The 13,982-nt window shown below is 66.8% G+C and carries 15 protein-coding genes and 1 pseudogene; 5 read left to right on the top strand and 11 right to left on the bottom strand.

Annotation, left to right across the window (positions count from 1 at the left end):
- Both VFT73_RS06380 and VFT73_RS06375 read right to left on the bottom strand, forming a co-directional pair.
- Nucleotides 1–463 (bottom strand): annotated as a pseudogene (locus tag VFT73_RS06380) (hypothetical protein); the annotation flags it as partial.
- Complete coding sequence (locus tag VFT73_RS06375) at nucleotides 460–2,403, bottom strand: peptidyl-prolyl cis-trans isomerase (protein ID WP_326409330.1); 1,944 nt, start codon at nucleotides 2,401–2,403, stop codon at nucleotides 460–462. The gene VFT73_RS06375 and the pseudogene VFT73_RS06380, both read right to left, overlap by 4 nt.
- 117 nt (nucleotides 2,404–2,520) lie before the next feature.
- Here VFT73_RS06375 and tpiA point away from each other — a divergent pair, with 117 nt between their 5' ends.
- Nucleotides 2,521–3,264, top strand: coding sequence for a triose-phosphate isomerase (tpiA, locus tag VFT73_RS06370; protein ID WP_326409329.1), 744 nt, complete (start codon nucleotides 2,521–2,523; stop codon nucleotides 3,262–3,264).
- Between the two features lie 6 nt (nucleotides 3,265–3,270).
- Here the strand turns inward: tpiA and VFT73_RS06365 are convergent, their stop codons facing one another.
- The 5 genes from VFT73_RS06365 to VFT73_RS06345 form a co-directional block, all read right to left on the bottom strand.
- Nucleotides 3,271–4,038 carry a hypothetical protein gene (locus VFT73_RS06365; RefSeq protein ID WP_326409328.1) on the bottom strand — a complete coding sequence of 256 codons (768 nt, stop codon included), beginning with the start codon at nucleotides 4,036–4,038 and terminating at the stop codon, nucleotides 3,271–3,273.
- Complete coding sequence (locus tag VFT73_RS06360; RefSeq protein ID WP_326409327.1) at nucleotides 4,035–4,427, bottom strand: hypothetical protein; 393 nt, start codon at nucleotides 4,425–4,427, stop codon at nucleotides 4,035–4,037. The genes VFT73_RS06365 and VFT73_RS06360 overlap by 4 nt, the downstream gene beginning before the upstream one ends.
- 91 nt (nucleotides 4,428–4,518) lie before the next feature.
- Complete coding sequence (locus tag VFT73_RS06355; RefSeq protein WP_326409326.1) at nucleotides 4,519–4,944, bottom strand: hypothetical protein; 426 nt, start codon at nucleotides 4,942–4,944, stop codon at nucleotides 4,519–4,521.
- A 47-nt stretch (nucleotides 4,945–4,991) separates the two neighbouring features.
- Nucleotides 4,992–5,450 (bottom strand): vgr related protein, encoded by a 459-nt coding sequence (locus VFT73_RS06350; RefSeq protein WP_326409325.1) that lies wholly within the window; start codon nucleotides 5,448–5,450, stop codon nucleotides 4,992–4,994.
- A gap of 17 nt (nucleotides 5,451–5,467) precedes the next feature.
- Nucleotides 5,468–5,920, bottom strand: coding sequence for a copper chaperone PCu(A)C (locus VFT73_RS06345; RefSeq protein WP_326409324.1), 453 nt, complete (start codon nucleotides 5,918–5,920; stop codon nucleotides 5,468–5,470).
- A gap of 154 nt (nucleotides 5,921–6,074) precedes the next feature.
- On the opposite strand from VFT73_RS06345, the gene dnaK reads away from it, so the two are divergent.
- From dnaK to VFT73_RS06330, 3 genes are all read left to right on the top strand, one after another.
- A complete protein-coding gene (dnaK, locus tag VFT73_RS06340; protein ID WP_326409323.1) occupies nucleotides 6,075–7,994 on the top strand; it encodes a molecular chaperone DnaK in 1,920 nt (639 codons plus the stop codon).
- 106 nt (nucleotides 7,995–8,100) lie between these two features.
- Complete coding sequence (dnaJ, locus tag VFT73_RS06335; RefSeq protein WP_326409322.1) at nucleotides 8,101–9,213, top strand: molecular chaperone DnaJ; 1,113 nt, start codon at nucleotides 8,101–8,103, stop codon at nucleotides 9,211–9,213.
- Nucleotides 9,197–9,697 (top strand): N-acetyltransferase, encoded by a 501-nt coding sequence (locus VFT73_RS06330; protein WP_326409321.1) that lies wholly within the window; start codon nucleotides 9,197–9,199, stop codon nucleotides 9,695–9,697. The genes dnaJ and VFT73_RS06330 overlap by 17 nt, the downstream gene beginning before the upstream one ends.
- On the opposite strand, the gene purB is transcribed toward VFT73_RS06330, so the two are convergent.
- Nucleotides 9,692–11,011, bottom strand: a complete 1,320-nt coding sequence (gene purB, locus VFT73_RS06325) for an adenylosuccinate lyase (protein ID WP_326409320.1) — start codon at nucleotides 11,009–11,011, stop codon at nucleotides 9,692–9,694. The two genes, VFT73_RS06330 and purB, sit on opposite strands and share 6 nt — an antisense overlap.
- Before the next feature lie 190 nt (nucleotides 11,012–11,201).
- On the opposite strand from purB, the gene VFT73_RS06320 reads away from it, so the two are divergent.
- Nucleotides 11,202–11,714: an EF-hand domain-containing protein gene (locus tag VFT73_RS06320; protein ID WP_326409319.1), complete on the top strand. Its 513-nt coding sequence runs from the start codon at nucleotides 11,202–11,204 to the stop codon at nucleotides 11,712–11,714.
- A 37-nt stretch (nucleotides 11,715–11,751) separates the two neighbouring features.
- Here the strand turns inward: VFT73_RS06320 and argC are convergent, their stop codons facing one another.
- Genes argC through VFT73_RS06305 form a run of 3 tightly spaced genes read right to left on the bottom strand, consistent with a single transcriptional unit; the run spans nucleotide 11,752 to nucleotide 13,875 of the window.
- Entirely contained in the window at nucleotides 11,752–12,684 is a 933-nt protein-coding gene (gene argC / locus VFT73_RS06315) for an N-acetyl-gamma-glutamyl-phosphate reductase (protein ID WP_326409318.1), read from the bottom strand.
- Nucleotides 12,681–13,619, bottom strand: coding sequence for a C40 family peptidase (locus tag VFT73_RS06310; RefSeq protein ID WP_326409317.1), 939 nt, complete (start codon nucleotides 13,617–13,619; stop codon nucleotides 12,681–12,683). Before VFT73_RS06310 ends, argC begins: the two co-directional genes overlap by 4 nt.
- Nucleotides 13,522–13,875: a MarR family transcriptional regulator gene (locus VFT73_RS06305; RefSeq protein ID WP_326409331.1), complete on the bottom strand. Its 354-nt coding sequence runs from the start codon at nucleotides 13,873–13,875 to the stop codon at nucleotides 13,522–13,524. The genes VFT73_RS06310 and VFT73_RS06305 overlap by 98 nt, the downstream gene beginning before the upstream one ends.
- Between the last annotated feature and the right edge of the window lie 107 nt (nucleotides 13,876–13,982).

The raw sequence follows: 13,982 nt of genomic DNA, 5'->3' as shown, positions 1-13,982 counted from the left end.
CGCTCTGGCCGGGGGATGGCGATCCGGAGCGGCGGGTGGCCGATGCCTGGGAGCGGATCGACGCGGCTGCGGCCAAACTCCAGTATCCCCAGTTCGCTCGTCCCGAGCGCAGTCGAGGGGCGGTGCCGGGAAGCTCGGGCGGCACGTCGGCACGGCAGCGCTCCACCAGCTGGCGAAGCGCGGCAATCGCGCCGCCTTCGACCGACTCCCCATTGATCTCCGCCCGGTCGCCCTCTGCGCGAAAAATCAGGTCCGGCGCGAGGCCGATCAGGCTGTGGCGTCCGCGCGTCTGTCCGCCTTCGACCGATTCGAGCAGGAAATCGCCGCGGCCGGTTTCGATCAGCGCAAGCGCGGCCGAAACGGGTGTGTCGGTATCGGCGATCTGTCGCCGCCAGACGAACGCCGCCCGGCCCGCAGCGAGGGTCCCGATCGTCTCGGAATCGTCGCTGCGGTCGCGCGTCACTGGCCGCGTGCGCCGCCGATCAGCTCGGCCTTGAGGCGGGCGACCGCAGCGGCGTTGATTTCGACGCCGACCGTTTTGCGTGCGGCGGCGGCGAGCTGCTGACCATATTCCTGGCCCAGCACCGGCGAGAACTGCACGCGCGTCGCCTCGATCAGCTGCGGCTGGTTCTGCGCATTGCCGGCGACGATCCCATCGAGCGCGACGACGTACCAGCCGCTATTGTCCGGCGCCGGCACGACGCGGGCCTTGCCGCGGGTCAGTTCGAACAGCGCCGCCATCTGCGGCTGCGGCTGCGCCCCGTCGCGAAGCAGCTCGCCGCGGCGGCCTTCGAGCGTGGTGGACGACGGCAGCGGCACGCCGGTGCCGCTCACCGCCTGGGCGAAGGCCGTGCCGCCATTGATCTTGGCAGCCATCGCCTCCGCCGCCTTGCGCGACGCTGCCAGCGCACGTTCCGCGCCGAAGTCGGTGGCGACCTTGTCCCGGATCGAAGCGAGCGGCTGCGGCGTCGGCGGTACGACGCTGTCGGTCTTGATGACCGCGAAGACCTGGTTCGGCACGACCTGGTCCGTCACCGGATCGTCGCCGACCTCCATGCCGAAGGCGGACTTCATGACGGCCGGCAGTTCCGGCGCGACTGCGGCGTCGGGCGCGTCGGGATTGCGGCCGTCCTTCAGCAGTGCGGGGGTGGTGACGGGCTTCAGCTTGGCGGCGGTCACGACCTCGTCGAAGGTTGCGCCATCGGCGATCGAATCCTCGATCTTGGCGATCGCATCCGCCAGCGTCTGGTCGGCCTTTGTCTTCTTCAGCTGCTCGGCCAGCTCGCCGCGCACCTGGTCGAGCGTCTTGCCCGGCACCGCGGTGATCTTGTCGACCCGCGCCACGTGCCAGCCGAGACCGGAGCGCGCAGGCGCCGCGACCTTGCCCTCGGGCGTCGAAAACACCGCCGCGGCAATCGCCGGCGAGCTGGCCTCGGCATAGGCGGCCTGGGTCTGGTCGCTGAGCGTGACCGATTCCAGTCCGCGCGCACGGGCCGCATCGGCCATCGAGCTGCCGGCCGCGACCTTGGCGGCGAGATCGCGCGCCGCATCCTCGTTCGGCAGGATCACCTGGGTGATCGTGCGCGTTTCCTTGGGCGCATAATCCGCCTTTTTCGCTTCATAGGCCTCGGCGATCTCGGCGTCGGTCGGCTGTGCGGCTGCCTCGAAATCGGCGCGGTTGATCAGCGCATAGCGGACCGTGCGCCGCTCCGGCGTCGTGTAGCGGGCGATGTTCTTCCGGTAATAGGATTGCAGCTCAGCATCGGTGGGCGGCGGCGCCTTCATGGCGGAGACGGGCACGAACTGCGCGCGGCCACTGCGCTGTTCGAGCAGCATCGACGCATAAGGCAGCGTGAGGCTCGCCGGCGCCAGCGATGCGCCGGTGACGGGCACCAGCAGCTGGGTCAGGTACATGTCGCGCGCCAGATCGGCGCGGACCTGCTTCTCCGACACGCGCTGGCGGTAGAGAAAGGCCTCGAACGCGCTCTGGTCGAACTTGCCGTTCAGGCCGCGGAAGGCAGGTGCGGAGACGATCTGCGCATCCTCCATCTTGCGGCTGACGCCGAAATCCTGCTGCTTCGCGAACTGTTCCAGCGCCGCGCCGTCCGCCAGCTGCTGGAGGATCTGCTCGACGCTTCCCTGGCGCACGAACTCCGCCATGGTGAGCTCGGGCTGCTGCTGCCGGGCGGCTTCGAAGGCGCGGCGGACGCGGTCCTGCAGCTCGGCATAGCCGATGCGCTGGCGTCCGACCTTCGCGACGGTATCGCCGGTCGCGCCACCCATGCCGCCCGTGATGTTCTGCATGTCCATCATCACGAAGCCCAGCCCGATCATCGCGCCGAGAATCGCGAGGACGATCAGGCCGATCTTGGAGTTCGACAGGCGACGGAAGGAATTGAGCATCGACGATCCAGAACAGTCAGGGAAAGCGGTGCTTTAGAGACGGCGCCCGGAACCGACAAGCTTGCGCGTTGCGGCGGCCTTCCTTTAACCGGCGCGCACTGGTGAAAGGGGAGTGACATGACGCGACGCAAGCTGGTGGCCGGCAATTGGAAGATGCACGGCAGCCTGGCGCAATTGGCTGAGCTGGACGGCATCGCCGCCGCGGCACGGGCGAATCCCTCCGTCGACGTCGCGATCTGCCCGCCATTCACGCTGATCGGCGCGGCGGCGATGCGCGGCGACCTCGCGGTCGGCGCGCAGGATTGCCACCAGAATCCCAAGGGCGCGCACACCGGCTGCGTATCCGCCGAAATGCTGAAGGAAGCGGGCGCCAGGCTCGCGATCGTCGGCCACAGCGAGCGTCGCACCGACCAGCGCGAGACCAACGAGGAAGTCTGCGCCAAGGCGCGCGCCGCAATCGATTCCGGCCTGATCGCGATCGTCTGCGTCGGCGAGACCGAGGCCGAGCGCGACGCCAGCCATGCGGTCGCGGTCGTCGAAGCGCAGCTGCAGGGCTCGATCCCGGCGCGCGCGAAAGCTTCGGAGCTGGTCGTCGCCTATGAGCCGGTCTGGGCGATCGGCACCGGCCGCACGCCGACTGCGGCCGACGTCGCGGCGATGCACGCAGCGATTCGCGCCAAGCTGCGCGATTTGCTCGGGTCCGAAGCGGACGCCGTTCGCATCCTCTATGGCGGGTCGGTTAAGCCGTCGAACGCCGCCGAACTGATGGCGGTTGCCGATGTCGACGGCGCGCTGGTCGGCGGCGCCAGCCTGACCGCCGCCGATTTCGTGCCGATCATCGAAGCGGCGGCAGCCGCCTGATCCGGACTATTGTTCGGTTGGAGCGGACTCCACCGGCGTCGCTGCCGACGCGTGATCGGCATTGACGCCGTCGATCCGGTTGACGAGGCCGCCCAGATAATTGCCGAAGGTCGCGCCGTAACTGAAAGACACGGGCACGACCCTGTCCGGAGCCAGGCCGGCGGGAACGGGGATATCGTCGGCGCCTCTGGGCCGGAACGTCAGCCGCGACGGGGCGACGGGACGCGCCTTCGCGAACGGGCCGGCAAGCGCTGCGCCGAACAGCTTGCCGACGGTCATCGGCTCGGGTTCCTCGCCTTTGGGCCAGTCTGGCGCGGCGGATACCACGCCGAGATCGGTGACGGTCCCCGCCTTCGCCTCGAAGCTGTAGGAACCGAGCGAAAAGGACGTGTTGGCCCAGCCCAGCACGACATAGGTGTCGGGTTCGACCTCCAGCAGATATAGCAGCGACCCTTCCGCCTTGAGCACCGGACGGTTCCGGAACGCCTCGATCGGACCCGCCTTGCCGGCGACGGGACTGGACGCTGCCTTTCCCAGGCCGCGAACATCGCCCAACGCGGCGTCGTAGCGGGCGAAGGCCAGTCCGCCCATTTGCGGCAAGTATTTTGCGGAAAGCGGCACACCGGCCATCGGATTCGGCACCCGCTTGTATTCGACCAGAATATAGGCCTTGGCCGGACTCAGCGCTGCCGGAACGTGTTTGAGCGCAACGGCCTGGGCCGACGACGGCGCGATCGCCAGCGCCAGTGCTGCGAAGCGGGACCAACCGATCATCGTGGAAGCACCTCCCCCAACGGACTTGCCTGACTGGCAAGATCGAACAGCCGCGCCATCTTGTCCTGATCCTTGAGCGAACCGAGTTCCTTCACCACCGGCTTCGGCGCGACCACCCGGCGATAGCCTTTGTCTGCCATGCAGGTTCGCATGACGCTGCCGATCATCGCCCTTCGTTCGCGCGACGCCATCATCCCGGCAAAGAAGGCGCCGGCCGCCGCGGCGTAGGGATTTGCGGCATATGGCGCATTGGCGTGCACCGACACGCCGCCCGCCAGCTCGATGCACTGGCCGAGATCGGCTTCGAAGGCCTGCCGCTCCACTGCGGGCTTGTAGAAGTAGAAGGCCGGCTCCGCCGATGCCGGGCTCAGCGGCACCGCAGCGGCCATGGCAAAGACGAATGTTCCAAGCAGCCGCAAGAACTTACCCCCCGTTCCGTCTGAGTGAGCATGGCTGCTCGGCCAGCCATTTGCAAGCCGGTCAGCGTCGCTCCGGATTGCGAAGCCTCGTCTCGCGCCATGACAGGATCGTTAAGCCAATCCCGATCAGCGCGGGCAGCGTCACGCCTGGAAAGTCGCGCGGAATCGCGTCGCTGCCGCAAATGCCTGCGGCGACTTCCCACAGGTGGAAAAGCGCATGGCCTGCCAGCCACAAGGTTGCGGCGGCCCACAAGGTCAGCCGCAGGGCGGACCTGAACGCTCCGGCCGCAAAGGCGAGTCCGATCAGCAGGTAGATGAGCCCGATGTCGCGGATAAAATGCTGGTTGAAGGCGCCGGTCGCGATCACGCCGGGCACGCGCGCGTACCAAGCCTGCGGGTCGCCGAGCATCGCCAGCCCGTTCGCGGCCATGGCGGCGCCCAGTAATAGCGCGATCAGGTTCGATATGCGTGTCAGCTTGCTCGTCATCCCCACCTCCGCTCCCCAGACGACCGGCGCCGGGCGATCGTGACATCTCAGTCGAACGGCAGCAAAGTCTCATATTGCGCAAGCGGCGGCGCGCCGCGCACCGCGGCGCCCTGCCGCAGCAGGAAAGCGTGGCGCACAATCTCTGCTTGCTGTTCGAGCCCGTATCGCGGCAGCGGCCAGCCGGGCTTCAGCGCGTAATCGTAGCGGCAGAAGGGATGGCGGGCGAGCGGCAGGAAAATGCCGCGCTGGTGCTGCCAGACATGCGTCAGTCCATGGACGAGCAGCCCTTGCGCGCTCAGGTTCTGCGCCGCGAAATCGTCGCAATAGATCCCGCCTTGCGGGTGGAACCAGATATGGCCGTCGGGCGCCATGGTGATGCGACGCGGCTGGAACGGCCACCATTTGGCGGCATGGATGCGGACGCGGTCATAGTCGACCGCGCTGCCGAACATCGAGGCGGCGAGGGTGCGCTCGCCGAGGGTGAGAGGGCGGCCCCTATCCCTCATCCCGCCCCCGAGCGACCTCACTTCCCTCCCGGCGCTGCGTCGCCCATCGCGAGCAGCGGGGCGTCCGCCTTGATGCGTTCGCCGTTGGAGAAGGCGAAGGTCAGCGTAACGACCTTGGGAGGTTTCAGGCCCGGATTGATGTTCCACAGCATCACGTGCAGCCCGCCGGGCTCGAACTTGACGATGCTGCGCGCCGGAATCGGCACGCTCGTCACGCGCTTCATCGAGGCCATGTCGCCCGCTTTCATGCTCTCGTGCATTTCGGTGCGGATCGCGACTTCGGTGGAGACGTCGATCAGGCTAACTTCCTGATCGCCGCCGTGAACGGTGAAATAGGCGGCCGACGGATTGTCCGGCACCGGCGAATAGCGGATGTACGCGTCGGTGACGTTCAGCTGCGGCTTCTTCGCGCATCCGGCGAGCGCGAGGGCGGACAGGGCGGTCAGGCCGATCAGGGCGATGCGGGTCATGGGGCAGCCTCCGATTGGTAACGGACGCTTTTCCCTACGATTTGCCTGTCCTTGCGACAAGGACAAGCCGCCCTATATCGCCTGCGTAACGCGGGTGGTCGCCATGTCGGCGGCTGCCTGAACGATATCGAGCATAGGGGCACATAGAGGAACAATGGCCAAAGTCATCGGGATCGATCTCGGCACCACCAATAGCTGCGTGGCCGTGATGGAGGGCGGAAAGCCCAAGGTTATCGAGAATGCCGAAGGCGCGCGCACGACGCCGTCCGTCGTCGCCTTCACCAAGGACGGCGAGCGGCTGATCGGCCAGCCGGCCAAGCGCCAGGCGGTCACCAATCCCGACAACACGATTTTCGCGGTCAAGCGCCTGATCGGCCGTCGCTTCGACGATCCGATCACCAAGAAGGACACCGAACTGGTGCCCTATCACATCGTCCGCGGCCCGAACGGCGATGCGTGGGTGCAGGCAGGCGGCCAGGATTATTCGCCTTCGCAGATCAGCGCCTTCACGCTCCAGAAGATGAAGGAAACCGCGGAGCAGTATCTTGGCGAGACCGTCACCCAGGCAGTCATCACCGTTCCCGCCTACTTCAACGACGCACAGCGCCAGGCGACCAAGGACGCCGGCCAGATCGCGGGCCTTGAAGTGCTGCGCATCATCAACGAGCCGACCGCGGCCGCGCTCGCCTATGGGCTTGAGAAGCAGGACGGCAAGACGATCGCCGTCTACGACCTTGGCGGCGGCACCTTCGACATCTCGATCCTCGAGATCGGTGACGGCGTGTTCGAGGTGAAGTCGACCAACGGCGACACGTTCCTGGGCGGCGAGGACTTCGACGCGAAGCTGGTCGAATATCTGGCCGACAAGTTCAAGGCGAAGGAGGGCATGGACCTCAAGAGCGATCGCCTTGCCCTGCAGCGGCTTAAGGAAGCGGCCGAAAAGGCGAAGATCGAGCTGTCGTCCGCGCAGACGACCGAGATCAACCTGCCCTTCATCACCGCGCGCATGGAAGGCGGCGCAACCACGCCGCTGCATCTGGTCGAAACGATCACCCGTGCCGATCTTGAGCGCCTGGTCGAGCCGCTGATCCAGCGATCGATCGAGCCGGTCAAGAAGGCGCTGGCCGATGCCGGCATCAAGGCGTCCGACGTCGCCGAAGTGGTGCTGGTCGGCGGCATGACCCGCATGCCGAAGGTCCGCGAAGTCGTGAAGAATTTCTTCGGCAAGGACCCGCACACCGGCGTCAATCCTGACGAAGTCGTGGCGATGGGCGCGGCCATTCAGGCCGGCGTGCTGCAGGGCGACGTCAAGGACGTGCTGCTGTTGGACGTGACGCCGCTGTCCTTGGGCATCGAGACCTTAGGTGGCGTTTTCACCCGGATGATCGATCGTAACACGACGATCCCGACCAAGAAGACGCAGACCTATTCGACCGCCGACGACAATCAGCAGGCGGTGACGATCCGCGTGTTCCAGGGCGAGCGCGAAATGGCGGCGGACAACAAGCTGCTCGGCCAGTTCGATCTGGTCGGCATCCCGCCTGCGCCGCGCGGCGTGCCGCAGATCGAGGTCACGTTCGACATCGATGCGAACGGCATCGTCAATGTGTCGGCGCGAGACAAAGGCACCGGCAAGGAACAGCAGATCCGGATCCAGGCCTCGGGCGGCCTTTCGGACTCCGACATCGACCAGATGGTCAAGGATGCCGAACGCTTCGCTGAAGAGGACAAGAAGCGGCGTGCGTCGGCCGAAGCGAAGAACAACGCCGAAAGCCTGATCCACACGACCGAACGGCAGCTCGCCGAGCATGGCGAGAAGGTCGACGCGTCGGTGAAGTCGGAAATCGAAAGCGCGCTTGGCGAAGCCAAGTCCGCGGTCGAGAGCGGCGATGCGGACCGCATGACCTCGACCACCCAGGCGCTCGCCCAGGCGGCGATGAAGCTCGGCCAGGCGATCTACGAGAAGGAACAGGCCGCGGCCGCCTCGCCGGGCGCGGAAGCTCCGGAAAGCGCCGCTGCGGACGACGATGTCGTCGACGCCGAATTCTCGGAAGTGGACGAGAACAAGGGCTGATTGCGTTGAAACGCTTCTCGACTTCGCTCGAAGCGAACGGCTTTAGGGTCTACCCGCGTCCGTTCGTATCGAGCGAAATCGAGATACGCATGCTTCCGGGGTCAGCATGAGCACCGAAGTCGATTATTACGAACTGCTGGGGGTCGAACGCACGGCCGACGGGCCGACGATCAAGTCCGCATACCGCAAGCTCGCGATGCAATATCACCCGGACAAGAATGGCGGGTGCAAGGAAAACGAAGCCAAATTCAAGGCTGTCAACGAAGCTTATGAGTGCCTGAAGGACCCGCAGAAGCGCGCCGCCTATGACCGCTTCGGCCATGCCGCGTTCCAGGGCGGGGGCGGCGGCTTCCACCAGGCCGGCGCGGGTTTCGAGGGTTTTGCCGATATCTTCGAAAGCATCTTCGGCATGGGCGGCCGCCAGGGCCCGCGCGGCCCGCAGCGGGGCGCCGATCTGCGCTACGACCTGGAGATCAGCCTCGAAGACGCGTTTCACGGCAAGGCAACCGAAGTCACGATCGACGTCTCGGCCCAGTGCGGCGCCTGCGCCGGCACTGGCGCAAAGTCGGGCGCGGGCGTGCGCGCCTGCAACACCTGCGGCGGCATGGGCAAGGTCCGCGCGCAGCAGGGCTTCTTCATGGTCGAGCGCACCTGCCCGACCTGCCATGGCATGGGCGAAGTGATTGCCGATCCGTGCGGCGTCTGCTTCGGCGAAGGCCGGGTCGACAAGCAGAAGACGCTGTCGGTGACGATTCCGCCCGGCGTCGACGAAGGCACGCGCATTCGCCTGACCGGCGAAGGCGAATGCGGCCCGCGCGGCGCGCCCTGCGGCGACCTCTATATCTTCCTGCACGTGGCGCGGCACCCGATCTTCGAGCGCGAAGGCACGACGCTCTATTGCCGCGCGCCGATCAGCTTCACCACGGCTGCGCTTGGCGGATCGATCGAGGTGCCCGGCCTCGACAAGGTGCCCCACGAAATCCGCATTCCAGCCGGCATCCAGTCCGGCAAGCAGCTCCGCCAGCGCGGTGCCGGCATGCCGGTCCTGAACGGCCGCGGCACCGGCGATCTGGTCATCCAGATCGAGGTCGAGACGCCGACCAAGCTATCCTCGAAGCAGAAGGCGCTGCTGGAAGAATTCCGCGCCACCGAGACGGGCGACGAATGCCCACAAAGCCGCGGCTTCTTCGAAAAGCTGAAGAGTGCCATCGGCGGCTGAGCTGCACATTCGCGACGCGCGAGACAGCGATCGCGTTGCGATCGGGCGCCTCCTGCGCGACGCTTTCGGTCAGGACGGTGAAGCCCGCCTGGTCGAGGCGCTACGTGCCGATGGCGATGTCGTCGCCGAACTCGTCGCCGTCGATGGCAGCGCGATCGCCGGCCATGTGCTGCTGTCCCGGATGCGCGCGCCATTCCGGGCGCTCGGTCTCGCGCCTTTGGCGGTCGCGCCCGCCCGACAGCGCCAGGACATCGGCGCCATGCTGATGGGCGCTGCAATCGAGCGGGCGCAGGCCGCGAAATGGGAAGGCATCTTCCTGCTCGGCGCACCGGCCTATTATGCGCGATTTGGTTTCAGAGCGGACGCTGCGCGCGCTTTCGAAAGCCCCTATGCTGGCTCACATTTCATGCTGCTGCCGCTCGTGTCGCCGCTGCCCGCGGCTTCCGGAGCAGTCGAATATCCGGCGGCATTTAGTCTGCTATGAGGTAGCCCCGAATACCCGGTCGAAGATCGTGTCGACGTGCTTCAGATGGTAGCCGAGGTCGAATTTGTCCGCGATCTCCGTTTCCGGCAGATAGCGGGTCACGTCCGGGTCGGCCTTGAGCAGTTCTTCGAGCGGCAGCGCGCCGTCCGATTCCCACACCTTCATCGCATTGCGCTGGACGAGCTTGTAGGCATCCTCGCGGCTCGCGCCAGCCTGGGTCAGCGCCAGCAGCACGCGCTGCGAATGGATCAGGCCGCCCATGCGGTTCATGTTCTTCATCATCCGCTCGGGGTAGACGAGCAACTTGTCGACCACGCCGGTCAGGCGGGCGAGGGCGAAGTCGAGCGTGATCGTCGCGTCGGGGCCGATATAGCGCTCGACCGACGAATGGCTGATGTCGCGCTCGTGCCACAACGCGACATTCTCCAGCGCCGGCGTCACATAGCCGCGCACCATCCGCGCAAGGCCGGTCAGGTTCTCGGTCAGCACCGGGTTGCGCTTGTGCGGCATCGCCGACGAGCCCTTCTGGCCCGGTGAGAAATACTCCTCCGCCTCCAGCACTTCGGTGCGCTGCAGATGCCGCACCTCGATCGCCAGCCGCTCGATCGAGGAGGCGATCACGCCCAATGTCGCGAAGAACATCGCGTGGCGGTCGCGCGGGATCACTTGGGTGGAGACCGGCTCCGGCGTCAGGCCCATTTTCTCGGCGACATAGGCTTCGACGCGCGGGTCGATGTTGGCGAAGGTGCCGACCGCGCCCGAAATGGCGGCGGTGGCGACATCGGCGCGCGCCGCGATCCGGCGCGCGCGGTTGCGGGTGAACTCGGCATAGGCCTCGGCCAGCTTCAGCCCGAACGTCACCGGCTCGGCATGGATGCCGTGGCTGCGGCCGATCGTCGGCGTCAGCTTGTGCTCGAACGCGCGGCGCTTCAGCACCGCCAGCAGCGCGTCGATGTCGGCGATCAGGATGTCTGCGGCCCGCGACAGCTGCACGGCCAGACAGGTGTCGAGCACGTCCGAGCTGGTCATGCCCTGGTGCAGGAAGCGCGCTTCCGGCCCGGTCCGCTCGGAGACGTGCGTCAGGAAGGCGATCACGTCGTGCTTCGTTTCCGCCTCGATCGCGTCGATCCGGGCGATGTCGAACGGAGGGCTGTTCCGATGCGCGTCCCACACCTTCGCCGCCGCGTCCTTCGGGACGATGCCCAGTTCCGCCATCGCATCGAGCGCGTGCGCCTCGATTTCGAACCAGATCTGGAAACGAGTCTCGGGCGCCCAGATGGCGACCATCTCGGGGCGAGAATAACGGGGGATCATGAAGCTGCTCTTGTGGGGCGTTTACGACGAGCCGGCCGATAGCAGGGACGGAAGGGCCTCGCAAACGATGGCCTTACGGAACGAAGGGAACCATATCGTTGTTGACGTTCAGCTTCAACAGGGTGAGCGTTTTCAATGGCTTGACGCCAAATGAACAAGAAAATGCGAAGAAAAATACGAAGGAGTTCCGATGCTTAAGAGTGTTATGCTGGTGAGCGCGGTTGCGATCGCTGCTCCGGCGCTGTCGCAAACTGCGGCGCCCCCTTCCACCAGCGCGGCCCAGCCCGCCGCGACGCCGACGGCTGAGCCGGCCCCAACGGCGACGCCGTCGACCACGGCGCAGCAGCCGACTGCCGCAGCCACGCCGGCTGCGACCGCTACGCCGAGTGCGACGGCTCAGACGACTGCGCCTGCCGCTTCGGAAGCCCCCGCCGCTGCTGCGGCCGAGCAGCCCGCCAATTCCGCCGATGCCGTTGCAGCGGTGGTCTCGGCTGACTGGTCGAAATACGACGCTGACAGCGACGGCAACCTGTCCAAGACGGAGTTCGGCGCCTGGATGACGGCGCTCCGCGAGCAGAACCCGGCGCAGAAAGCCGCGGTCCCGGATCCCGAAGCCTGGACCACGGCGGCTTTCGCGATGGCCGACAAGGACAAGAGCGGCGCCGTCAACAAGGACGAGCTCGCCGGCTTCCTGCGCGGCTGAATTCAGACTGACTCCCCTCCCATTCAGGGAGGGGAATCTACATCCGCAACCCGCTGAGCTCGTCGAATCCGAGCATCAGGTTCAGGTTCTGCACCGCGGCGCCCGCGGCGCCCTTTCCGAGATTGTCGAGCACGGCGACCAGCCGCGCCTGGCCTTCGTTTCCGAACGCGAACAGCTCAAGCGCGTCGGTGCCGGCGAGCCGTTCGATCGTGACCAGGCTCATCGCGTCCGCTTCCTCGGCAGATGCAACGCGGACCAGCGCCCGCCCGGCATAGGCCTCCGTCAGCACAGCCCGGATCTCCGCCAATGGCGGCGCGACCGGTAGCGGCACTTCGACGATCATGCCGCGACAGGTGCGGGCCACCGCCGGCGCGAACAGCGGCGGCCGATCCAGCCCGGCATGGCGCTGCATCTCCGACACATGCTTGTGGCCGAGCCCCAGCGCGTAAAGCCGGAACGCCGTGTCGGTCGCGTCGGGCGCCTGCGCGTCCTCGAACGCAGCGATCATCGCCTTGCCGCCACCCGAATAGCCGGACGTGGCGTTGACGCTGAGCGGCGTCGCCGGGTCGAGGAGCCCGGCGCGCACCAGCGGCCGCACCAGGGCGAGGAAGCCGGTCGGATAGCAGCCGGGATTGGACACGCGTGTCGCCGCCGCGATCCGTTCGCGCGCATCCGGCTCGAGCTCGGGAAAACCATAGGTCCAGCCGCCTGCAACCCGATGCGCAGTGGAGGCGTCGATCACGCGCGCGTGCGGATTGTCGATCAGCGCCACCGCCTCGCGGGCAGCCGCGTCGGGCAGGCAGAGAATGACGGCGTCGGCGTCGTTCAATGCCTCGCGCCGCGCGGCGGGGTCCTTGCGGCGGGCGTCGTCCAGCCGGATCAGCGTCAGGTCGTCGCGCCCGGCAAGCCGGTCCGCAATTTCCAGCCCGGTCGTGCCGGCGGCGCCGTCGATGAACACATTTGCGGTCATGGCAGCACTCTCCGTCTGGCGATCGGCTCGCCTGTCCGCGCAACGATATCGGCCAGCGGTTCTTCGGTCGTGCGCATCCAATGGCCATTGGCGTGAATCGCGCGATCCTCCTCGCTCATCAGGATCACGTGATCGTCCCAGAACAGCAGGTCGCCACGGCGGAGCGCACCGCCGATTTCCCGGCCTGCGGCGATTTGCTGGTCGCTGTCGCGCGGCAGGCCGATTCCAGCGAGGCCGAACGCGACCTGCACCAGGCCCGAACAATCGATCCCGCCGATCCCGCGCCCGCCCCACAGATAGGGCGTGTCGATCAGGCGTTCCGCCGCTGCCACCGGATCGGCGAGCCGCTCGCCGCAACGCCTTAACTGCTGCATCGCCACAAACCCCTGCTCCGTGCGAAGAAATTCGTCCTCTTCGGCCCCGCGCAGGCGGCTCCCCATCGGCAGCACGGCGATCACGGCGGTTCGGCTGGACGGCTCAGCGAACATCAGGGCCGTGGAGGTCTCGACGACATGGCTCGGCTCCGCCGCATCGGTCAGGGCATCGGCGCGAACATAGCCGACATAGCCGTCGTGCCCGCTATAGCCCCACGCCCAGTCGCCGCTTCGTTCCAGCACCGCGAAGACTTCGCCGGGCAGCAATTGGCTGATCCGCGCGCCCTTGTTGTCGGCCGAAAGAATGTCGGCACCCTCGATTCCGCAGATTTTCGGTTCCGGCACCGCATAATGCGGCGCGAACCACTGGCCCGCGACGGCGATGTCGGCAAGGTCGCGGCGGGCGGCGTTCTGCCGATGGTCGAGTGCCCGCGATGGGCCGGTGAGCGCGAATTTCGGCCGGTCAGGCGTGCACCGGTTCGCGGGCCTCGGCGCGGTGGTTGCGCTTCTCTCCGCTTTGGCCGTTGCCGGCGCCGCCGATGAGCGCTTTGAAATGTTCAAGGAAGTCCGCCCCTTCTCGCGTCGGTGCGACGAAGATGTTGCGGCGGTCCGCATCGTCGCGCTGGCGGCGCAGATAGCCGAGCGCGCCAAGGCGATTCAAGGCGCGGGTGACGACCGGCTTCGAAACATTGAGTGCCTTGGCCAGGCCACGCACGGTATGCGGGCCGGGTTTCAGATAAACCAGCAGAAGCAGCGCCATCTGCCGGTTGGTGAGATCGGGGTCGCCTGAACGAACATAGGCAAGCAATGTTCGCATCCAGGCTTGCAGGCCGTTTTCCGCCACGGACACTCTCCTTCGCCATCCGCGCATCTGCTGGAGGCGATCCGGATGGCTTCACGTCTTGCCGTCCCGAACGCGTGGGC

The sequence above is a fragment of the Sphingomonas sp. genome (assembly GCF_035758555.1).
In the GTDB taxonomy this organism is placed as follows: Bacteria; Pseudomonadota; Alphaproteobacteria; order Sphingomonadales; family Sphingomonadaceae; genus Sphingomonas_B.
This window is presented reverse-complemented; position numbering and strand designations above follow the sequence as displayed.